Origin of the sequence: Vibrio sp. TRT 1302 (genome assembly GCF_050113875.1) — a bacterium.
In the GTDB taxonomy this organism is placed as follows: domain Bacteria; phylum Pseudomonadota; class Gammaproteobacteria; order Enterobacterales; family Vibrionaceae; genus Vibrio.
The window spans coordinates 1-22208 of the sequence record NZ_JBNJOF010000028.1; the positions used below are offsets into that span (position 1 = coordinate 1).

Genomic DNA, 22208 nt, shown 5'->3' on the forward strand with positions numbered 1-22208 from the left:
TCGTCCGATGTTCAGAATATGGCTCTTCACCGGTCACTATTGAAGCCCTAGTCGAAAGACTAGGGCTTTTTTGCATCTCAAAGATTTGTTTTTCGCACCTTAACATTGCCTTCAATAAATCTTAGAGAAATAGTGAATAAACCAACAAACTATCGTTATAAAGTCCCATTCATCAGTTTGTATTATTCCTACTTTGATGTGAGTAAATTTCGCACAAAAACGCTAGTGTTTTAGTCTGACTTTGTGCGATTTTGTTTGTTATAAGTTTCGTCTTTATGGCTTTAATTTGTGATTTAATTCGGTTTTTTATTCTTTAACTGGTGTTATGTTTTTATTTTGTTAAAGCACTTAATGGTTGATTGTGTGAATTTTTATTCTATTGTTGTTTTGGTTTTCTTATAACTAAAAGCAGTATCAAATAACTATAGGCATTTAAAAATAAGCCTTTTTAGTACTTGTGTAAGATTTTTGAATTGAGCAATGATCCAGTGTGATTGCATATTTATTTCCTAAAACTGCTTGCTTCTTGTTCTATTTCGACTTTTTATCCTATATTTGTTGCTTTTCTGTGAATTTTTTGCCAAATTGATGAGCTTATAAATTACCAGAACGCTATACCTAATTTTGGTATCGAAACCTAGGTATAGGACTGGTATGAATGGATTCACTTTTCAGACAGGGCAGAAAGCTGCCAAAGCAGTAGAGGTCTGGTAATGTCACTTTTAGAAGTTAAAAACCTTCGAATAGAGTACCCTTCGCGTCATGGTGTTCATGCCGCAGTTAAATCTCTCTCATTCAATATCGAACGTGGCGAAATCGTCGGCGTAGTGGGCGAGTCAGGCGCTGGCAAATCGACCGTTGGAAATGCGGTTATCGATCTATTAAGCCCTCCAGGGCGAATTGCAAGCGGCGATGTTTATCTAGATGGTGAGTTGATTTCTGGACTAAGTCCGGAGCAGATGCGCGGTGTTCGCGGTTCAAAAATTGGATTTATTTTCCAAGATCCAATGACTTCTCTAAACCCACTATTTACCGTTGAACAGCAGTTGAAAGAAACCATTCATGCCAACATGAAGGTAACGGATGAGGAAGCCTATAAGCGTGCGCTTTCTCTAATGAAACAGGTGGGTATCCCACAACCAGAAAACCGTTTAAAACAGTATCCGCACCAGTTCTCTGGTGGTATGCGTCAGCGTGTTGTTATTGCGATTGCGCTTGCAGGTGAGCCAGACTTAATCATTGCAGATGAACCAACGACGGCATTAGACGTTTCTATTCAGGATCAGATCCTATCCCTTATTCGTGAGTTGTGTATTAAGAACAACGTTGGTTGTATGTTGGTAACACACGATATGGGTGTGGTTTCCAACGTGACTGATCGCGTTGCGGTTATGTATCGTGGGGACTTGGTTGAGTTTGGTCCTACGACAAAAGTACTTGGCGACCCTGATCACGCCTATACACGCAGTTTGATTTCTGCGGTTCCACGTTCAGATATGAAACTGGACCGCTTCCCATTGGTAAGTTACATCGAAGAAGCTCATGAGATGGAGCCGCTAGATGTAAAAAATCACTGGCTAGGTCAAAGTCAGGATCACCGTGAATACACTGGCTCTCTGCTTAGTGTAGAAAACGTAAATCTACGTTTTGTGACTAAAGATTCGTTATTTGAAAGTCGTCGTGAATATGTTCAAGCATCTAACAACGTCAGCTTTGAAGTCTTTGAAGGCGAAACATTTGGTCTAGTTGGTGAGTCTGGTTCGGGTAAATCGACTATTGCACGTGTCATCGCTGGTTTGTATACGCCTAACTCAGGCAAGGTAACATTCGAAGGGATCGACTTAACATCACTGAAATCTGAGAAAGAGCGCCGTCCTTTACGCCGCCAGATGCAGATGGTGTTCCAGAATCCATACACTTCAATGAATCCGCGTATGAAGATTTTCGATATCATCGCAGAGCCGATTCGTTTCCATAAGTTGACTAACAGTGAAGCAGAAACCAGACAGATCGTTAACGATCTACTTGATCACGTTGGTCTAGGTCAGATGGCTGGGGTGAAATACCCACATGAATTTTCAGGCGGTCAGCGTCAGCGTATTTCGATTGCCCGTGCACTTGCGACGCGCCCGCGTTTGCTAATTTGTGATGAACCGACATCGGCACTCGATGTGTCGGTACAGGCACAGATACTTAACCTACTTAAAGATTTACAAGACGAGTTGAACCTTACCATGCTGTTTATCAGTCACGACTTGCCAGTCATTCGCCAGATGTGCGATCGAGTGGGTGTGATGCAAATGGGGACATTATTGGAAGTTGCCCCAACTGAGCAGCTGTTTAGAACACCTCAGCACGAATACAGTAAACAACTGATTTCTTTAATGCCTGAATTTACAGGCTTAAGAGAAGAAGTAAAAACGGCGTAAGTCGTAAGTCTTTCCCGTCTACATCGGTTGACGGGACATAAACAGAAGCAAATACAACAACTAGGGATGAATCCCGCATAAGGAGTTATGCATGAAAACCATGAAAAGCAAACTAGCAGTGGCTTTGATGGCGGCAGGCTTAAGCTTTAGCGCAGCTGCAGCAGATATCACCGTCGCGTATGACGCAGATCCAGTATCACTTGACCCGCATGAGCAGCTATCTGGCGGCACACTGCAAATGTCTCACATGGTGTTTGATCCACTAGTTCGTTACACACAAAAGTTAGATTTTGAACCTCGTCTTGCAGAAAAATGGGAACGTGTTGATGAGACAACATTCCGTTTCACATTGCGTCAAGGCGTTAAGTTCCACTCTGGTAACGAGCTAACGGCAGATGACGTGGTTTGGACGTTTGAGCGTCTGAAAAATTCTCCAGACTTTAAAGCTATCTTTGAACCATATGAAAAGATGGTCAAAGTAGACGACTACACAGTTGAACTTGTTTCTAAGGGTGCTTACCCACTGGTTCTACAAACTGCGACTTACATCTTCCCAATGGACAGCAAGTTCTACTCAGGTACAACGGCTGACGGTAAAGATAAAGGCGAAGTTGTGAAGCACGGTAACTCATTCGCTTCGACCAACGTTTCTGGTACAGGTCCATTCATCGTTACTTCTCGTGAGCAAGGCGTTAAAGTTGAGTTTGAACGCTTCCCTGGTTACTGGGACAAAGAGTCTAAAGGTAATGTTGATAAGCTAACTCTTGTTCCAATCAAGGAAGATGCAACTCGCGTAGCGGCTCTTCTTTCTGGTGACGTAGATATGATCGCGCCCGTAGCACCAAATGACCACAAGCGTGTAGAAGATGCGAAAAACGTAAACCTAGTGACACTACCAGGTACACGTATTATCACCTTCCAAATGAACCAAAACAGCAACGAAGCACTTAAAGATGTTCGCGTTCGTCAGGCGATTGTTCATGCAATCAACAACGAAGGTATTGTTCAGAAAATCATGAAAGGTTTCGCGACTGTTGCTGGTCAACAAGGCCCTGAAGGCTACGCAGGTTACAGTGCAGATCTAGTGCCTCGTTATGACCTGAAGAAAGCGAAAGCTCTAATGAAGGAAGCTGGCTACGAAGATGGCTTTACGCTAACTATGATGGCGCCAAACAACCGTTACGTGAACGATGCGAAAATTGCTCAAGCAGCGGCAGCGATGCTATCTAAGATTGGCATTAAGGTTGATCTAAAAACTATGCCTAAAGCGCAGTACTGGCCAGAGTTTGATAAGTGTGCGGCAGACATGCTGATGATCGGTTGGCACTCAGATACAGAAGATTCAGCGAACTTCTCTGAGTTCCTAACAATGACTCGCAACGAAGAAACAGGTAAAGGTCAGTACAACTGTGGCCACTACTCAAACCCTGAAGTTGACAAGCTTGTTATGGATTCAAACGTAGAAACGGATCCAGCTAAGCGTGCACAAATGCTTCAGAAAGTAGAAGCGACTCTGTACAACGAAGCTGCGTTTGTTCCTCTACACTGGCAGAACCTAGCATGGGGTGCGAAATCTAATGTAGATATCGCTCCAATCGTGAATGCGATGGACTTCCCTTACTTCGGTGACCTAGTAGTTAAATAAGTTGAAGTAAGTAGGGCATCTGCGTCATGCAGATGCCCGCTAATTTTTGGTGCTTAACTTTGTTTCAGTCGGGTTAAGTGCCATTTTTAAGACTGAAGATTGCGACCAGCAGCCCTCTTTGCCCAGCCGGTGAAAGGGATTCGGGTTCGCAGACTGAAATCTATGGAAAGTTAAGGGGCAAGGAATGTTTTCGTTTCTGGTCAAGCGCCTGTTTCAGGCACTGATAGTGATGTTTGTGATCAGTCTAGTGGCGTTTGCCATTCAGGATAACCTCGGCGACCCATTGCGTGAGCTTGTTGGTCAATCAGTTTCGGAAGCTGAGCGTCAAGCTCTGCGTGACGAGCTGGGTCTGAATGATCCCTTCATTACAAAATACACTCGCTTTGTAACCTCAGCGCTACAAGGTGATTTAGGTACGTCTTATTTCTTCAAACGCCCTGCGGTTGAAGTCATTCTAGATAAGTTGGTTGCGACACTTGAGCTGGTATTTGGCGCAACGGTGATTATCGTTGTTTGTTCGATTCCATTGGGCGTTTACTCTGCCATCCACCCAAAAAGCATATTTACCAAAGTGGTGATGGCTTTCAGTAGCATTGGTATATCGATTCCGGTGTTCTTGACCGCAATTATGCTGATGTACGTCTTCTCGATAGAGCTAAACTGGTTACCATCTTATGGTCGCGGGGAGACGGCAAATATTCTAGGCTGGGAATCTGGATATTTTACTCTCGACGGCTTAGCGCACCTGATCTTGCCATGTATCGCGCTCGCATCAATCATGCTACCTCTGTTTATTCGTCTTGTACGTTCTGAAATGCTTGAAGTACTAAGCTCGGAATACATCAAGTTTGGCAAAGCGAAAGGTCTGGCTCTGAATAAAATCTATTACCAGCACGCATTGAAGAACACCATGCTACCTGTGCTTACCGTAGGTGGTGTACAGATTGGTACTATGGTTGCGTATACCATCCTGACTGAAACGGTTTTCCAATGGCCTGGTACAGGTTTCCTTTTCCTAGAGGCAATCAACCGTGTTGATACACCACTTATCACTGCGTACGTCATTTTTGTTGGTCTGATTTTCGTTGTAACCAACACTATTGTTGATTTGCTGTACGGCATCATCAACCCGACGGTAAACCTGACAGGTAAAGGAGCATAATCATGAGTCAAACAACAGCTGCTCCTTCTCATTGGGAGCGTTTCATACAATCGGATTTCTTGTACTATTTCAAACGCGATAAAGTTGCGATGGCGAGCTTTACTGTGTTTATGATGTTTTTAGTCATGGCGTTAGCCGCACCTATATTGGCACCGACAGACCCTTACGATCTTGCCTCCATCGATATCATGGATTCTGAACTGCCACCATCTTGGATGGACGGTGGTGACGAGCGCTTTGTTCTTGGTACTGATGAGCAGGGGCGTGACATCCTTTCTACGATCCTATACGGCTCTCGTCTATCGCTGACTATCGGCTTTCTAGCAGTAGGCTTGCAGTTAGTTCTTGGTATCATAATTGGTCTATCAGCAGGTTACTTCGGTGGACGTATTGATAGCTTCCTGATGCGTTTCGCTGATGTGCAGCTATCTTTCTCAACCATGATGGTTGCTATCATCGTTTCTGCCATTTTTAAGGCGAGCTTCGGTAGTGACTTTTATAGCCAATATGCTGTGGTGATGCTGGTGGTTATCATCGGTGTGGCTGAGTGGCCTCAGTATGCGCGTACGATTCGTGCGTCCGTGCTTGCCGAGAAGAAGAAAGAGTACGTAGAAGCGGCACGTGTAATGGGCTTTAAGGCGCCACGTATCATGTTCCGCCATATTCTGCCGAACTGTCTATCTCCAATCTTGGTTATCTCTACCGTTCAGGTGGCAAACGCTATCATGTCTGAAGCGGCACTTTCGTTCCTAGGCTTAGGATTGCCGGTAGATCAACCGTCGCTTGGGGCGTTGATCAGTATTGGATTTAACTACATTTTCTCTGGTGCTTGGTGGATTACAGCATTTCCTGGTGTTGTGCTGGTCACATTGGTTCTAGTTATCAATCTGCTTGGTGACTGGCTACGTGATGTATTTAACCCAAAAATCTACAAAGGGTGATCCAAGCCTAAGATTTGGCGATAAAAAACTCACTAAACTAAGAGCCGTAATCTATTACGGCTCTTTTTTTGCATTCTCATTTTCTGGGCAGTAAAACCTCTACTGCGTCACTATAGTTATCATCCTAGGTGAGTACACTTAGATTAGTTTAGATAGTATGGGTATAGATATGGCCTCAAAGCCGAAGCAATCATTTTTCAAGTATTGGTCTTTTCTAGCAATCTTGGCGTTGCCTACCGTGTCATTACCAACCTTGGCAGAAGAATTCCTTTGCGATGCAACTCAGGCATCGGCGAATGAGTTACCGCTTTTGGATCAGACTTGTCCAATAGGGAAAGGTTTGTGGGGCAAATCCAAGCCAGTAGGCCAAGAATCGACGTTTTGGATTCAGTGCGGTGTTTTTAGTCAGCCATTTTCGGTTGCCCAGGCTAAGAAAATCTATCCTCATATTACGACGGATGTATGGAATAAGCCGGAGGCAAAAGCCTACCGCTGTCTCATTGGTCCATATAAGGATTTCATCACGGCTAGACAAGATTTAGATAAAGTTCAGAAGCAATCTGGCTATCAGCAATCATTCATTCGTGAAATTGTAAAAGGGGCTTCCGCTAAGAAGCCCAGTGCTAAGCCAAAAACTCAGCCGCCTAAACCTAAACCGGTTGTCAGTGAGTTGAATCAGGGTAAAGGTCAAGCGACGACAGTGATTCCCGCGCCAGCCAAAGCTCAGCCAGCGGTGGTTCCTCAGCCTAAAGCGAAGAATGAACCAGCAGAAGATAAATCCATTACTGTTCGTCGTTCAGCATCGATAGCGGGAGTGGAGTATGTCGTTCCATATTGGATGTTTAAAGACGAACAGTTTTATATGGAACATGAGATCCCTTGGAATCGCTTAGACTATGAAGGCGCGTACAAAACTTGTTACCGTATGAAAATGCGTATGGCGACAGCGTCAGAGTGGCAGGCTCTCCTTGACTCGAATGTGATGACAAAAGATGAATGGCCAGTCCATTTGCCTTATTGGGGCGCTGAAAAAACAGGCCTATTTAGCAGTGGTAAGGTCAACCAATTGAAAGGAACGTCGCTGCTCAACGTGGTTTGTGTGAAGTAGAGGAAAAATCAGTAGTGTGGGCTACTGATTTTTTGTTTGCGACTCTTGCACCAGTTCGAGGTATTTCTTTTCAACAAAGTCCTTCTCTTTTGTCATATGATGCAATTGCTGTTGAGATGCCTCTAGTTTTGCGGTGAGAGAATCGACATCGCCTTTTTCGGCTAACTTCTGTTTGTAAGCTTCGATGGTCGCTAGCATCTGCTGTTTCTCTTTTTGCAGCTCTTTCGCTAAGTTATCGGTACCACCCGCTTCGGTAATCTGAATATATTCCTGCTCTAGTTGTTCGAACTGTTTCTCAAGCTGTTTCTTTTCTTGCTGAAGCTCATCCACTGTATCTGTTTGTTTGAGTAGCTTGTTTCTTGCCTGACGTAGTCCTTTGACGCTTTTATCTAAGTCGCCTTTGAGCTTTTTAATTAACTTGTGCGACTTGCTGAGTTTTAGATTTAGTTCATCAATGGAAGCTTGTTCCTGATCGCTGAGCTCATTCTTAGCCATCTTAATTTGAGTAACTTGAGCCTCTAGAGCCTGCTGAATGAGGATCAGATCATTCAACGTATCACTGTTATCTGCGGTGTAGTTCAAGGCGTTATCGACGGAAGTTTGGCAAAGTTCATAAGTGTCTTTATCGAGATTATTTCCTCCCGTCACCTGAGCCGCGAAATGACGAAATTCTCGTAAGATCAGCAGCAGGATGATAAACCAGCCCAAAAGCACCAGTAGCCCGAGGTCAATCGCAAGGGCTGTTAGATTTTCTGAGGTCATCAGTTGTGCTAAATCCATGAATTAATATCGTAAGCTGAGAGGTTTGTCGTCTGTAAGTTTAGTTGGTCTAAAAAAATATGCCTATAATTTAGACAGTTCTGTTCTTTTGGGGTACGTCAGCTCGTGAAAATCTTGATAGTAGATGACAGTAAAGCGACATTGGAGATTGTCAGGCGAGGCTTAGAAAGCTTTGGTTACTGCCGTCTATCGATCAAAAAAACCTGCGATGCTCGCGAAGCAATAAAGATTGCTCAGGAGTGGCATCCTGAGATTGTGCTAACCGATTGGTATATGCCTGAAATGTCGGGTCTTACCTTGATTAACGAACTGATGAAGCTGGGTGACGAGATAAAAGTCGGGATGATCACGACGGTCGATGACCAGTTGCAAATCCGACAAGCCAAAGATGCAGGGGCAAGTTTTGTTCTTACAAAGCCATTTGAAGATGCCGATCTGCATAAACTCTTACTGCCTTTGGTTCAAGGTGTGGAGGAAAGTAAGAAAACCTTGGACTCTATTGGTGAAGTCCACAAAGAGTTGGCATTACCAAAACTCTCTCAACTCGAAAAGCTGTTGCAACGCGAGTTGGGTGAAAAGTTGGTATTGTGTCAGTTGCCTCCAGAGCCATTCGATGAAAGTAAAATTCCCTGTTTGTTAGCCGTGTATGAGGATAGTGCCACACAGCGTCCAAGAGCGGTTGCCATGCTAGATTTGCCAGCAATATGTATCTTGTCACAAGCGGCGAATGGAGTTTCGACTCAGGATATTTCTCAGGCTCTGCAGAGTAAACTGGTTGGTAAAGCGATGCTGGATGGGTGTCAAAAAGTGCTCTCGCTTTCCGCTCTCGCCTTTCTTGATAGCCAAACGCGTAAGAGCTTACGCCTCAAGAACGTCAGTTACATACCTGAAGTATTTGATAAGCTAAAAACACTGTATGGCAAAGAAGCAGGTAAACGAATCGATTTTGCTTGCCAGTTTGGCGATATGGCGTTGGGGAAAGTGACTTTAGTTGGTTTCTAAATGATATAGGGTAATAAAAAAGGATGCCGAGGCATCCTTTTCAAGACTTATGCGATTAACGCATTGTTACAAACTCTTCAGAGCCCGTTGGGTGAATAGCCACAACAGAGTCAAAATCTGCTTTAGTTGCGCCCATCTTCATCGCTACGCCAAATCCTTGGATCATTTCATCTACCGCGAAACCGATACCATGTAGGCCAACGACAGTCTCTTCTTCACCAGCACATACCAGCTTCATTTTACATGGTTGACGATGCTTAGTGACGGCTGTGTACATCGCTGTAAAGCCAGAAGTATAGACCTTGATGTTCTCTTTACCGTACTTCTCTTCTGCTTCCTGAGTCGTTAGGCCGATAGTACCGATTGGTGGATGGCTGAATACAACCGTAGGTACGAGTTCATAGTCCATCTTAGCGTTTGGTTTATTATTAAACAGGCGCTCAGAAAGCTGACGACCCGCTTTAACCGCAACAGGAGTGAGTTCGATACCACCTTCCATAATGTCGCCAACACAGTAGATGCCAGGAACGTTAGTTGCTTGGAATTCGTCTACTTTGATGTAACCGTGATCATTGATTTGTACGCCAGTCGATGCAAGATTGATCGCATCGGTGGCAGGATGACGGCCGATAGCCCAGATTAATTGGTCAACGTTTTGTGTATTGCCATTTTCTAGGTGCAGAGTCAGGCTGCCATCCGCTTCTTTTACCACTTCTTTCGGTACTGAGTGAGTATGCAGAGTTGGACCTTCTGCTGCCATCACTTCAACCAAAGTATCAATGATCATTGGGTCGAAGCTACGTAGCGGAGATTCTTTGCGGCAGAATAGGTGCGTTTCTGTCCCTAAAGCGTTCAGTACCCCTGCGATTTCAACCGCAATGTAGCCAGCGCCAATAACAGCAACACGTTTTGGTTGCTCGTTTAGTTCGAAGAAACCGTTAGAGTCGATGCCGTATTCTGCACCAGGGATGTTCGGAATCGTTGGGCGTCCACCCACGGCAATCAGGATATGGTCAGCGGTGTAGTGTTCACCGTTCACTTCAACGGTTTTTTCGTCGACAAATTTAGCAAAGCCTTTGATGACATTAACTTTATTGTTGCCAAGAACGCGATCGTAAGATTCGTGAATACGACCGATGTATGCCTGACGACTTTCAACCAACTTGCTCCAGTCAAAGCTTTTTACATCAACATCAAAACCATAGTCTTCCGCGTATAAATGCATTGCTTCAGCAATTTGGGCTCCGTGCCACATCACTTTCTTAGGAACACAGCCAACATTAACACACGTGCCACCTAGGTCTTGAGCTTCAATTAGGGCTACTTTAGCGCCGTACATTGCCGCACGGTTTGCTGATGCAATGCCGCCTGAGCCGCCGCCGATACAGATGTAATCAAAATGAGTCGCCATGACTTTCTCCATGTTCTGAGGTGCAGGGACTCGGCTCATTCTGGCGAGTCAGGTCGCAAGCATCCTGCAAATAATAATTTTGTTATTGTAGATATGGAGGATAGATCGGTTGAACTCAATCTATCCTGCTTAATTTTTCTGCGTTGTTTCGCTTTTATCTTGGTGCGGTTACGCCGCCAGTCGATTTATTCAGGAACAATCCATTCCACTTTATAGTGACCCGTCGCTGGCGCAATTGCTTGCTTAAGAAACGGCAGAATTTCCTGCATTTGGCTTTCCAGTTTCCAAGGCGGGTTAATGACAATCATGCCAGAGGCAGTCATACCGCGTTCATTGGTATCTGGCGCAACACCGAGTTCGATTTGAAGAATCTTACGAATGCCAAGACCTTGTAGACCTTCAATCATATCTTCGATATCGCAACGGTTAACCACAGGATACCAAATGGCATAGATACCCGTCGCCCAACGTTTATAGCTTTGGAAAATTGCCTGCACTACATCACGGTACTCTTTAGCCAGCTCGTAGGGAGGGTCAATTAGCACCAAACCACGTCGCTCTTGCGGTGGCAAACTGGCTTTTAGTCGTTTGAAGCCATCTTCTTTGTAGATGCTCACTTGACGATCACGATGGAATTCTTGCTCGAGCAATGGGTGATCGGCTGGGTGCAGCTCAGTCAGTACCATACGATCCTGCTGACGTAAATGCGCACGAGCAACACGAGGTGAACCAGGGTAGTAACGTAGCGTGTCACCGTTGTTCAGCACTTTAATCGAATCTAAATAGCTGTGAATGTCGTCTGGGATATCATTTTGTTGCCAAACGCGTGCAATGCCTTGCTTGTACTCACCCGTTTTCTCTGACCACTCGTGGGTCAGATCGTAGCGACCTACACCTGAATGGGTGTCATGATAGACAAACGGCTTCTCTTTTTGCTTCAAAGAGTCGAGGATAAGACTTTGAACAATATGCTTAATTACGTCGGCATGGTTGCCTGCGTGAAAGCTATGGCGGTAACTTAACAAAATATTTCTCTCAGAATAGGTGCAAAGAGCATGATGAATGATGGTAGTTAGTATACGTTACTATTGAAAATTGCTGAACCTACCTATATTTACTATTTAAGACCAATAAGAATTAACACAGACCAACATGCTCTAGATAGCCAATTTTATCTAGGTTTGCGTTATCCAAAAAAAGGAATGATTTATGTCGAACCCACTTCTTAACTTTACCGATTTGCCTCCATTTTCTCAGATTAAACCGGAACATGTTAAGCCAGCGGTAGAAAAGGCGATTGCTGATTGCCGCGCTAAAATTGAACAGGTTTTGGCGGGTAATACGGAACCAACATGGGACAACCTTGTTGCGCCGATTGAAGAAGTGGATGATCACTTAAGTCGTATTTGGTCTCCTGTCAGCCATATGAACTCAGTCATGAACAGTGATGAGCTTCGTGACGCGTACGAGAGCTGTCTGCCGCTTTTATCTGAATATGGCACTTGGGTTGGTCAGCACAAAGGTCTGTTTGAAGCGTATAAAGCAATGAAAGCGAGTGAAGACTTTGCTTCGTTAACTCAAGCGCAGAAGAAAACGATCACCGACTCGTTACGCGATTTTGAGTTGTCTGGGATTGGTTTACCAGCCGATGAACAGCATCGCTATGGCGAAATCAGTAAGCGCATGTCTGAGTTAGGGTCGAAGTTCTCCAACAATGTGCTTGATGCCACTATGGGCTGGACTAAGCACATTGAAGATGAAGAACAGTTGGCAGGTATGCCTGAGTCGGCACTGGCGGCAGCCAAAGCCGCTGCTGAAGCGAAAGAGCTGGATGGCTATTTACTGACGTTGGACATTCCGTCTTATCTTCCGGTAATGACCTACTGCGACAATCAAGAGCTGCGCAAAGAGCTATATGAAGCCTATGTAACCCGAGCATCAGACCGTGGACCGAAAGCGGGTGAATGGGACAACACTGAAATCATCAATGAGCAATTGAAGCTGCGCTTTGAAATTGCACGTATGTTGGGTTTCAACACCTACAGTGAAAAGTCGTTAGCAACCAAGATGGCACAGAGTCCGTCGCAGGTCCTTGGCTTCCTCAACGATTTGGCAAGTAAAGCAAAACCTCAGGGTGAGCGAGAGGTTGAAGAGTTACGCCAGTTTGCGAAAAGTGAATTTGGTGTAGATGAGCTGAATTTATGGGATATCGCTTACTACAGTGAGAAACAGAAACAGCATTTGTTCCAGATTTCTGATGAGGAACTGCGTCCTTACTTCCCTGAAGCAAAAGCGGTGAGTGGCTTGTTTGAAGTGCTAAATCGAGTCTTTGGCATGACAGTTAAAGAGCGTGAAGGTGTGGACACCTGGCATGAGTCAGTGCGCTTCTTTGATATTTTTGACGCTGATGATCAGCTTCGTGGTAGTTTCTACCTCGATCTGTATGCTCGTGAGCATAAGCGTGGCGGCGCTTGGATGGATGAGTGTCGTGTTCGTCGCATCAATGAGCAGGGTGAGCTGCAAACACCGGTTGCTTACCTGACCTGTAACTTTAACCGTCCAGTTGGTGATAAACCTGCACTATTTACTCATGATGAAGTCGTCACCTTGTTCCATGAATTTGGCCACGGCATCCATCATATGTTGACTCAGGTTGAGACTGGTGCAGTCTCTGGCATCAATGGTGTTCCTTGGGATGCTGTGGAACTGCCAAGTCAGTTCTTAGAAAATTGGTGCTGGGAAGAAGAGGCACTCGCCTTTATCTCTGGCCATTTTGAAACGGGTGAACCCTTGCCAAAAGAGATGCTAGAGAAGATGCTAGCAGCGAAAAACTTCCAGTCTGCGATGTTTATTCTTCGTCAGCTAGAATTTGGTTTGTTTGATTTCACTCTGCATACTCAATTTGACCCAGATATCGGTCCACGAGTGCTTGAAACATTGGCAGACGTAAAATCTAAAGTTGCCGTTCTACCGAGCTTAGAATGGAACCGATTCTCGCACAGCTTCAGTCATATCTTTGCTGGTGGCTATAGTGCGGGTTACTACAGCTACCTGTGGGCAGAAGTACTTTCAGCGGATGCGTTTTCTCGTTTTGAAGAAGAGGGAATCTTCAACACTGAAACGGGTAAGAGCTTCCTGAACAATATTCTAGAGATGGGTGGCAGTGAAGAGCCAATGGAACTGTTTAAGCGTTTCCGAGGCCGTGAGCCGCAGATTGACGCATTACTTCGTCATGCGGGTATTTCTGCTTAATCGATCTCAAAAATAACAACTGTATCAATAATGAAGAGCATCGCTGCTACAGCGATGCTCTTTTTTGTTACTATGTCGGCACTCGTCACATGGAGGTAGTATGTTCAGATTTTCAAATACACTGTTATTCAGTGCTGTTTTAATCACGATGTTGAGCGGCTGTGCAGAGCTCAAAGAAGCGGGTACGGCAATTGGTCATGCGACCCGTGATACGACAACTGCGATTGGTCACGCCACACGTGATACCACTAAAGCAATAGGACACGCTTCTCGAGATGCGGTTAACTCAGTAAAAGACGATTTGAGTACGGAAAATTAGTCTAGCTTGCGGCGCAGAAGTTTGTCCGCTGAAATGGCCCCCGGCCCCCAAACTACAACGATGAGTATCATCAATCCCCATAACTGGTGGTCATAGAAGCCTTTTTCCCACAAAACAGGGTAAGACACGACGGCGATAATATTGAATACAAACAATACCGCCGCCATTGGTCGGGCTAACAGCCCGAGGGCTAGAAAGATAGGCAAAATAAGCTCGGCCGCAGTACCTAGATAGGCGGCCAGTGTCCACGGTAGAACTGGCACCTGATATTCATATTCAAATAAAAATAGTGTGCTTTCCCAAGAGGCTATTTTCGTTAGCCCTGAATTAAAAAATACCCAAGCAACCCATAGGCGGCAGAACAAAAGCAACAGGGGTACAAACGCCATTTGCAGCTTATCCACTCCTTGGTCATATCTCTCAAGTAAGTCTTTTATTGAGCTAGACATAATGTTTTCCTTTTATACTGCGAGTGAGAAACCAGCAATGAGGTCATGCTGAACTAAGGTATTGATACAGGTGAGTTGTTCTGGAGGAATCTCCCCCAAGACACAACCAGACTCTAGATGAGTGAGTAATTGATAGGCTTCCATTTCGAGCGCTAAAGTCCACACTCCAGCATCTGAAGTGCAAACAATCACCCCCTGCTGAGGAGTTTCGAGAGTTAAGTTACTGAAGTCCTCTTTTTCAATGGCTTGCTGTAGCGAAAAGAGCGAGTAACTAGACTGAAAGGCTATTACACCGGGTTTAAGATGAAGGCGAAGGTGTTGATGTTGCTCAGCAGACAGTTGACTCAATTGCTCGAGAGGCAGCAAGTCTTGGGGATTCTTAACTTGGTTATGCCGCTGCTGAGCGAGGTCAATCTGCCACTCGTATCGGGCGACATCGAGGCTGTAGGGCGCCGCGCTTAATACTGATGGAAATTGCACTAGTGTCTGTTCAAACTGTTCACCATAGTGGCTGACATCGCCGCACTCTAGTGGATGATCAAGTACATGCTGTCTGGCAAGCTGAGCAAAGCACTCTGCGCCTAATAATGCATAAAGCATAGGGTAAGTCGCTTCTAGAACTTCACTCAGACTAATGATGAAGTTATTACGATAAATCTGCATTCGTTCATCGGCAGTGAAAGTATCGCTGCTGATGTTGCAGTCCTCTCCCCGAGCTTGGTAATGCAGTGCTTGTGCGAAAGTGCTTTGTAACTGGGCAAGAGAAAGCTCATTTGGGTTCATTGTCATGAGACCTTCCTTTGAGTGCGTTGCCAATTCTCTAAATATTGGCTTGCTTTCACGGCTTCTTGGAGAAGCACTTGTGGCTCTGGTATATCCAAATCCCATTCAATCAAAGTATGGCGCTCGCCATACTGTTCCAGCCAGTATTGGTAAAGTTGCCAAACCTCTTCACTCACAGGTTTGCTATGAGTGTCGATCCAAATTTCCCCTTTATCGAGTTGTTTGATGGTGAAACCAGCAAGATGAATTTCATCGACCGCATGAGCGGGAATAGACTGTAAGTAGTGCAGACTATCGAAACCGTGGTTAAACGCGGATACATGAATATTGTTGAGATCGAGTAACAGGCGACATTGAGTTCGGTTTTGTACTTCGCTCAAGAACTCCCATTCGCTAATGGTCGAGTGATTGAACTTAACGTAGCTGGATGGATTCTCTATCAGAATTGGACGTTGTAATGCCTCCTGCACTTCAAGGACATTTCGACAAAAAATAGCCAGTGCTTCTTCGGTGTATGGCAGTGGCAGCAAATCATTAAAGTAGTGCCCACCATTTTCACTCCAGCTAAGATGATCAGAAATTAAAAACGGGTTTACTTCTTTAACTAGCTGTTGCAGCTGTTTTAGATGCTGGCGGCTGACGCGTGCAACGCTTCCGAGTGACAAACCAATGCCATGACAGCTAACTTGGTACGTATCGGTTAACTTGAGCAAGCTTTGCCTAGCGGCAGAGTAGGGTTGGAAGTAGTTTTCGCTATGAATTTCTAACCAAGAAATGGGTGGAGTTTCGCTGGTGAAGTAATCAAGGTGTGGAGAACGCAGTCCAACCCCAACTTTATTGTGAAAATGATCTAAGTTCACGCCATATTCCTTGAAGTTGAAGGGAAAAAAGGTGGCTAGTTGAGCAATAGCCACCCAGTTTTGGGGATTAAGAAGACTGCGTGCTACCGCCTGCTAGCTTGCCACATAGTCCCTTTGGTACGACTACGAATGCGTCTGCTTGGTTATCTTCTTTTGCTGTACCAGCACATGAACTGTTTTTAGTTGCGCAGTCATTTTTGCCCGCTTTTGCAACGCCATAGCATTTCTCTTTCTCTGCTGCGATAGCAGGAGCCGCCGTTAGCATTGTGCCACCTAGAGCGATTAAACCAGTAACAGCAGCAGTAACAGCAAGATTAGACTTTTTCATAGTATTTTCCTCAGACTTAGTTCCTTTACTTATGTTGGCAAGCTAATCACGAAGTATTTCATCAACTTGCTTAGTTAAAAGGATAGAAAATAGAGTTAAAAACTTTCACTGTGATAATAAAAAATCGTACATTTATTTTCCTTGTGAATTTAACTTGATGATTTTATTAGATTTGTATTGAGATATTTTTAAGGCGAAATGGGTCGCATTTCGGCGTGAATCCGTCAAGGTTTACTCAATAGGCTTGGGTCTACTGCTGCTAGCATCTTGAAGTCACTCGGGTATAATGGCTTTTCATGTATAGATAACCAGTAGCTGAGCCCCCATGGATCCTTCATTACTTCTCGATGGCCTGAACGATAAACAGCGTGAAGCTGTTGCCGCCCCCCTAGAAAATTTACTTGTCCTAGCCGGTGCGGGCAGTGGTAAAACACGTGTGTTAGTTCACCGTATTGCATGGCTGATGTCGGTTGAGCAAGCTTCACCTTTTTCAATTATGTCGGTTACTTTTACCAATAAAGCGGCGGCAGAGATGCGTGGGCGTATCGAAGAACTGATGATGGGCAGCGCATCTGGAATGTGGAATGGAACCTTCCACGGAATTTGTCACCGTATTCTACGTGCTCACTATTTGGATGCTCAGCTACCTGAAGATTTTCAGATTATTGATAGTGATGATCAGCAACGCTTATTGCGTCGCTTAATCAAGGCACAGAATCTCGATGAGAAGCAGTGGCCAGCTCGCCAAGTAGGCTGGTGGATCAATGGCAAAAAAGATGAGGGTCTACGTCCTAATCACATTGATGCGTACCATGACCCTGTGACAAAAACGTATCTGCAACTCTATACCGCTTATCAGGAGGCTTGTGATAGAGCAGGATTGGTCGATTTTGCCGAAATATTGCTGCGAGCGCATGAGTTACTGCGGGACAAAAAGCATATCCGTGAACACTATCAGGCTCGTTTCAAGCATATTCTGGTCGACGAATTTCAGGATACCAACAACATTCAGTATGCGTGGTTACGCATGATGGCAGGGCCTGAAGCTCATGTAATGATTGTTGGTGATGATGACCAGTCCATTTATGGCTGGCGTGGCGCTAAAATCGAAAATATTGAAAAGTTTACTCGTGAGTTCCCTAGCGTTAATACCATTCGCCTTGAGCAGAATTACCGTTCGACGAAAACGATTCTCGAAGCGTCAAATACTCTGATCGCCAATAATACCGAGCGTATGGGCAAAGAGTTGTGGACGGATGGGGTTGAAGGTGAGCCTATTTCTGTTTACTCCGCTTACAACGAGCTGGATGAAGCCCGTTTTGTCGTCAACAAAATTAAAGAGTGGCAAGAGAAAGGCGGTGCACTCAACGATGCCGCTATGCTGTACCGCAATAACGCCCAATCGCGTGTGTTAGAAGAAGCGTTAATTCAGGCGGGTCTCCCGTATCGTATTTACGGAGGTATGCGATTCTTCGAGCGTCAAGAGATCAAAGATGCACTTAGCTACCTGCGTTTAATGAGTAATCGAAATGATGACTCAGCCTTCGAGCGAGTGGTCAATACACCGACGCGTGGCCTTGGAGATAAAACACTCGAGACGATTCGCTTTGCTGCTCGCGACCGTGGTTGCACCATGTGGGAAGCGAGTATCGCTTTGCTAGACGAAAAAGTACTGGCAGGAAGAGCAGCAGGGGCATTAAGTCGCTTTGTCGAGCTGATTCTTGCGCTTGAAGATGACACATGTGAGATGTCGCTCCATGAGCAAACCGACCACGTCATCAAATACTCTGGTTTGTTCGCAATGTACGAACAGGAGAAAGGCGAGAAGTCCAAGGCTCGTATTGAGAACTTGGAAGAACTTGTCACGGCAACCCGCCAATTTGAAAAGCCAGAAGAAGCGGAAGAAATGACGCTATTGACGGCCTTTTTGACGCACGCCGCTCTAGAGGCTGGTGAAGGTCAAGCTGATGAATTTGATGATGCCGTGCAGTTAATGACGCTGCACAGTGCGAAAGGTCTGGAGTTTCCGCTTGTCTTCATGGTCGGTGTCGAAGAGGGCATGTTCCCAAGCCAAATGTCGGTAGAAGAAGCGGGTCGCTTAGAAGAAGAACGACGTCTTTGCTATGTGGGTATGACCCGTGCAATGGAGAAGCTTTACATCACTTATGCAGAGATGCGCCGCTTATATGGTCAGGACAAGTACCATAAACCATCGCGCTTTATTCGCGAACTACCGGAAACCTGTCTTGATGAAGTGCGTATGAAAGCGCAAGTGAGCCGCCCAGCAAGCTCGGGACGCTTTAGTCAAACCGTGGTCAAAGAGAACTTTAATGAAACAGGCTTTAGCCTAGGTTCTCGAGTGCTCCACCCTAAATTTGGTGAAGGAACGATCATCAACTTTGAAGGCAGTGGTCCGCAGAGTCGAGTTCAGGTCGCCTTTAATGGTGAAGGGATCAAGTGGTTAGTCACTGCTTACGCTAAGTTAGAAAAGCTGTAAAGGTGTCGTTAACTTCATTTATCTTTTGAAGAATAAAGAAAAACCCCGAGGGCTTGCGCCCATCGGGGTTATAGTCTTACTCGCAGCAATCCGGCTACTATAGGTGCTCCATGCATCTAATCCTTGATAGTATGCTGACATCCTTCAGCTTAGTCCATTCATCGCCATCCTAGCGGTGTCCTTGACCCTATCCTGGTCTGCTAACAATCCTCGTTAGCTCACTTCGCTTGTTCCCTGAGCGGTGTCCTTTTCATCATCCTGATGATCAGTCCTTGCCTCGTCCAGAGGTGTCCATTTCCCATCCTTAGTAGCAACCATCCTAGTTACTATTGCGTCCGTTCAATGTCCAATTTGCTTTCCATGCCGACTATTCATCCTGAATAACCGTATCTTCTTCCTGAAGATTACCTAATCCGTGGTAATTTCCTGTTCCGTGTCAGCATCCTTCCGACAAGGTTCATATTACCGATTCGTAGATGTTCAGCAATACTACGCAAACGTTTTTCTACATAAAAATTCGCATGAAATTTGTACGTATCTTTATTTATCAATGGCTTGGGCTGTTTGTGGTGTATTTTTCTTAATGAAAAAGTTATTTTTACTCACTCGAATGTGAGAGATCTCGCACAAGGTGGCGGGCATTTCGGTACTATTTCCCATATGAGTCTGATGGCAAGGTGTGAGGTTGCTCAAACAATTGTGAGGATGACTCAAAGCTGCGCCAGTAAATTTGATGCTGATTGCCACAAAATACTTAAACCAATCACGCTAAAAATCACACCACATAAGCCATCAATGTAGACAGCAAATGCTTTAACTTTGCGTTGCATACGCTGTGTGGATAGCGCCCAAGCAAGAAAAGAAAACCAAAATAACGACAAACTCCAGAGAATCACTAGGGCAATACCTTTGCCACCTAAAGACATGCCCGCAGGAACTAGGCTCGACATTAAACTGACAAAAAACACCAGCGCCTTGGGATTAAGTATGTTGGTTGCAAAGCCACGAGAGAAAGCTTCGCGCTTGTTGGTGAGCAACAAAGAGGAAGGCTCGTCCTTCTCGCCCTCGGAATTGTTTCTACGAAACGCAACGATTGTCGCTTTTAGAGCACCGTAACCGAGGTAGGTTAAATAGCTACCACCAGCCAGTTGCAGCAGAGCGAACAGAGTCGGCTGCTGGTGAACCAAATAGCTGACACCTGTTAGGCTGAGAATAGAGTGCAGCAAGATGCCAAAAGAGAGGCCGAGAGCGATGTAAAAGCCAGTCTGTCGGCCATAGCGAGTGGCATTTTGGACCACTAACGCAAAGTCGGGCCCTGGGCTCATCAGCGCAATGAAGTGTACGATGGCAAGAGTAGAAAGGATGGTGAGTTCATTCATGACGGTAAATTGATTCGTGAGTAATACATCCAGTGTGCCAACAAATTCTTAGCGAGGATTGTAAAAAACTGACACTAGTTAATCTGTGAAGGTGGAACACCAAAAGTTGCTTTGAAGGCTTTACTGAAATGAGCTTGATCGTAGAACCCGACCTGATGAGCCACTTCGGTTCCACTGATGCCAGACTTGAGGAGTTTCATTCCTTGCTCCATTCGTAAACGACTTAACCAGGCATAGGGTGTGAGTCCCACTTTGGCTTTAAAGTGGCGTTGAAACTGGGTCGGGCTGAGTTGGCACAACTGAGATAACTGTTCGAGTCGAACGGGTTGATCAAGATTATGCATTAAATACTCTTTGAGCGTAGCCATCGACTGATTGCCAAGTGGCACAGCGCGTTTTTGCTCGAGGCTGCCGTAGTGACTAAAGAGCCGTTCAAACCCTTCGTATGGCAAGCAATCTCTGGCGAGTTGGCTGACATCATCATTAGCTAATAATTGATGAAGCTGCGAGAGTGATTGAAATACTTGAGTGTCCGATACGACGAGTCGGTTGAAGTGAATCAAACTGTTTGGTTGTTTAAGCTGGGCAAGATTGCTCAACCATTGAGGTTCTAGCGAGAACACTCGAACTTGATAACCGGAATCAAGGGTGGATTGGCCATCATGCAGTTCATCGGGAGGCATGATGACTAGCTGGCCTTTGCCGACATGATGTTTTTCGCCTTGATAGTGAAATTTCTGTTCTCCACTGGTAATAAGACCAATATGAAAATCAAGATGATAGTGGCGCGAAAAAGCAAATGACTGATAATTTGCTTCTATCAGGCTTATCTCTTTATTTTGCGTCGTGTGGTAGTTGACCTTATCCATAGAACAAAAAAAGCTTGGTGATTATTTCACCAAGCTTATAGTTAGTCGTAGAGATTGTCTTGTAAAAAACGATCAGTTGGCTTTAAGAGCCCGTTTTGACTGTTGATTGCTTCTTAACCCATCGACGCTGAAGATCACCAAAGCTCCCCAAATAAAGGCGAACGTAATCGCTTTGTCGACAGTAAATGCTTCTCCATAAACCAATACCGCAAGCAAGAACATCAGGCTTGGTCCAATGTACTGGAAAAAGCCCAGTGTCGATAACTTTAGCCGAGTCGCGGCACCAGTAAAGCAGAGCAGGGGCAGTGTGGTAATAACGCCTGCGGAAATCAGCAATACATTAAGGTTTAGCGGATTTTCCATAATGTTGGATGTTGGCGTATCCGCAATCCACAACAGATAAATTGCAGCAGCAGGTAGTAGAACCAAGGTCTCAATAAATAGTCCTGTTTGTGCTTCTAGGCTGACTTTTTTACGCAATAGACCGTAAAAACCAAAGCTAAGAGCTAGCGCAATCGCAACGACTGGAATAGAACCAAAGACAAAGAGCTGTACTAGCACACCGCATGCAGCAAGAGCAACGGCGAACCACTGAAGCTTTCTAAGACGCTCACCCAGAAATAGCATTCCGAGTAACACGTTAATCAAAGGATTGATGTAGTACCCGAGACTCGCGTCGAGCATATGATCAGCATTGACAGCCCAGATGAAGATAAGCCAGTTGGCTCCAACAAGAAGTGCAGTCGTCACCAGATAGAGGAGCTTTTGCTTCGATTTGATGACATCTCGGACATTGCGCCAGCGGCGACCCAAATGGAGCAAGGCGGCAAGTAAGAAAAACGACCAAACGACGCGATGGCTGAGAATTTCTAGTGGAGATACATCCGCCAGAGCCTTGAAATAGATTGGGGCGATACCCCACATGGTGTAAGCACCAATGGCAAGAAAGACACCCTGTTTGGCTCTTTGCTGTTCTTCTGGAGTCATCGACATT

Annotated in this window: 19 protein-coding genes; 9 read left to right on the forward strand and 10 right to left on the reverse strand. The window is 45.2% G+C overall.

From position 1 onward, the window contains the following. The first annotated feature begins 713 nt into the window (after positions 1 to 713). The 5 genes from ACQEXP_RS19770 to ACQEXP_RS19790 all read left to right on the forward strand — a co-directional run bounded on the left by ACQEXP_RS19770 (position 714) and on the right by ACQEXP_RS19790 (position 7285). Positions 714 to 2429 (forward strand): dipeptide ABC transporter ATP-binding protein, encoded by a 1716-nt coding sequence (locus tag ACQEXP_RS19770; protein WP_426971328.1) that lies wholly within the window; start codon positions 714 to 716, stop codon positions 2427 to 2429. A gap of 91 nt (positions 2430 to 2520) precedes the next feature. After that, a complete protein-coding gene (locus ACQEXP_RS19775) occupies positions 2521 to 4074 on the forward strand; it encodes an ABC transporter substrate-binding protein (protein WP_269378117.1) in 1554 nt (517 codons plus the stop codon). A gap of 184 nt (positions 4075 to 4258) precedes the next feature. Further along, entirely contained in the window at positions 4259 to 5236 is a 978-nt protein-coding gene (locus ACQEXP_RS19780) for an ABC transporter permease (RefSeq protein WP_426971329.1), read from the forward strand. A gap of 2 nt (positions 5237 to 5238) precedes the next feature. Then, entirely contained in the window at positions 5239 to 6177 is a 939-nt protein-coding gene (locus tag ACQEXP_RS19785) for an ABC transporter permease (RefSeq protein ID WP_426971330.1), read from the forward strand. Between the two features lie 169 nt (positions 6178 to 6346). Continuing rightward, complete coding sequence (locus tag ACQEXP_RS19790; protein ID WP_426971331.1) at positions 6347 to 7285, forward strand: SPOR domain-containing protein; 939 nt, start codon at positions 6347 to 6349, stop codon at positions 7283 to 7285. 21 nt (positions 7286 to 7306) lie between these two features. On the opposite strand, the gene ACQEXP_RS19795 is transcribed toward ACQEXP_RS19790, so the two are convergent. Beyond that, on the reverse strand, positions 7307 to 8065 hold the full coding sequence (locus ACQEXP_RS19795; RefSeq protein WP_426971332.1) for a chromosome partitioning protein ParA: 759 nt from the start codon (positions 8063 to 8065) through the stop codon (positions 7307 to 7309). Positions 8066 to 8170: 105 nt separating this feature from the next. Here ACQEXP_RS19795 and ACQEXP_RS19800 point away from each other — a divergent pair, with 105 nt between their 5' ends. Continuing rightward, positions 8171 to 9067 carry a response regulator gene (locus tag ACQEXP_RS19800; protein ID WP_426971333.1) on the forward strand — a complete coding sequence of 299 codons (897 nt, stop codon included), beginning with the start codon at positions 8171 to 8173 and terminating at the stop codon, positions 9065 to 9067. A gap of 55 nt (positions 9068 to 9122) precedes the next feature. Here the strand turns inward: ACQEXP_RS19800 and gorA are convergent, their stop codons facing one another. Continuing rightward, positions 9123 to 10478 carry a glutathione-disulfide reductase gene (gene gorA / locus ACQEXP_RS19805; protein ID WP_269378111.1) on the reverse strand — a complete coding sequence of 452 codons (1356 nt, stop codon included), beginning with the start codon at positions 10476 to 10478 and terminating at the stop codon, positions 9123 to 9125. A gap of 185 nt (positions 10479 to 10663) precedes the next feature. Further along, the gene (locus ACQEXP_RS19810) at positions 10664 to 11503 is read right to left on the reverse strand and encodes a 23S rRNA (adenine(2030)-N(6))-methyltransferase RlmJ (RefSeq protein ID WP_269378110.1); all 840 of its coding nucleotides are present in this window, start codon (positions 11501 to 11503) and stop codon (positions 10664 to 10666) included. Positions 11504 to 11687: 184 nt separating this feature from the next. Here ACQEXP_RS19810 and prlC point away from each other — a divergent pair, with 184 nt between their 5' ends. Both prlC and ACQEXP_RS19820 read left to right on the forward strand, forming a co-directional pair. Further along, positions 11688 to 13730: an oligopeptidase A gene (gene prlC, locus ACQEXP_RS19815; protein ID WP_426971334.1), complete on the forward strand. Its 2043-nt coding sequence runs from the start codon at positions 11688 to 11690 to the stop codon at positions 13728 to 13730. A gap of 100 nt (positions 13731 to 13830) precedes the next feature. Further along, complete coding sequence (locus tag ACQEXP_RS19820; protein ID WP_269378108.1) at positions 13831 to 14049, forward strand: hypothetical protein; 219 nt, start codon at positions 13831 to 13833, stop codon at positions 14047 to 14049. Here ACQEXP_RS19820 and ACQEXP_RS19825 read toward each other — a convergent pair. From ACQEXP_RS19825 to ACQEXP_RS19840, 4 genes are all read right to left on the reverse strand, one after another. Then, entirely contained in the window at positions 14046 to 14498 is a 453-nt protein-coding gene (locus ACQEXP_RS19825; protein ID WP_426971335.1) for a DoxX family protein, read from the reverse strand. The two genes, ACQEXP_RS19820 and ACQEXP_RS19825, sit on opposite strands and share 4 nt — an antisense overlap. A gap of 12 nt (positions 14499 to 14510) precedes the next feature. Next, the gene (locus ACQEXP_RS19830; RefSeq protein WP_426971336.1) at positions 14511 to 15287 is read right to left on the reverse strand and encodes a DNA-binding domain-containing protein; all 777 of its coding nucleotides are present in this window, start codon (positions 15285 to 15287) and stop codon (positions 14511 to 14513) included. Next, positions 15284 to 16141, reverse strand: coding sequence for a DUF692 domain-containing protein (locus ACQEXP_RS19835; protein ID WP_426971337.1), 858 nt, complete (start codon positions 16139 to 16141; stop codon positions 15284 to 15286). Before ACQEXP_RS19835 ends, ACQEXP_RS19830 begins: the two co-directional genes overlap by 4 nt. 67 nt (positions 16142 to 16208) lie before the next feature. Continuing rightward, on the reverse strand, positions 16209 to 16469 hold the full coding sequence (locus ACQEXP_RS19840) for a BufA1 family periplasmic bufferin-type metallophore (protein ID WP_269378104.1): 261 nt from the start codon (positions 16467 to 16469) through the stop codon (positions 16209 to 16211). 325 nt (positions 16470 to 16794) lie between these two features. Between ACQEXP_RS19840 and uvrD the strand changes: the two genes are divergently transcribed. Further along, positions 16795 to 18966, forward strand: a complete 2172-nt coding sequence (gene uvrD, locus ACQEXP_RS19845) for a DNA helicase II (protein WP_269378103.1) — start codon at positions 16795 to 16797, stop codon at positions 18964 to 18966. Between the two features lie 710 nt (positions 18967 to 19676). Here uvrD and ACQEXP_RS19850 read toward each other — a convergent pair. The 3 genes from ACQEXP_RS19850 to rarD all read right to left on the reverse strand — a co-directional run bounded on the left by ACQEXP_RS19850 (position 19677) and on the right by rarD (position 22201). After that, complete coding sequence (locus ACQEXP_RS19850; protein ID WP_426971338.1) at positions 19677 to 20345, reverse strand: LysE family translocator; 669 nt, start codon at positions 20343 to 20345, stop codon at positions 19677 to 19679. A 74-nt stretch (positions 20346 to 20419) separates the two neighbouring features. After that, complete coding sequence (locus tag ACQEXP_RS19855; protein WP_269378101.1) at positions 20420 to 21214, reverse strand: AraC family transcriptional regulator; 795 nt, start codon at positions 21212 to 21214, stop codon at positions 20420 to 20422. Positions 21215 to 21286: 72 nt separating this feature from the next. Further along, on the reverse strand, positions 21287 to 22201 hold the full coding sequence (gene rarD, locus ACQEXP_RS19860; RefSeq protein ID WP_269378100.1) for an EamA family transporter RarD: 915 nt from the start codon (positions 22199 to 22201) through the stop codon (positions 21287 to 21289). Positions 22202 to 22208: the final 7 nt, after the last annotated feature.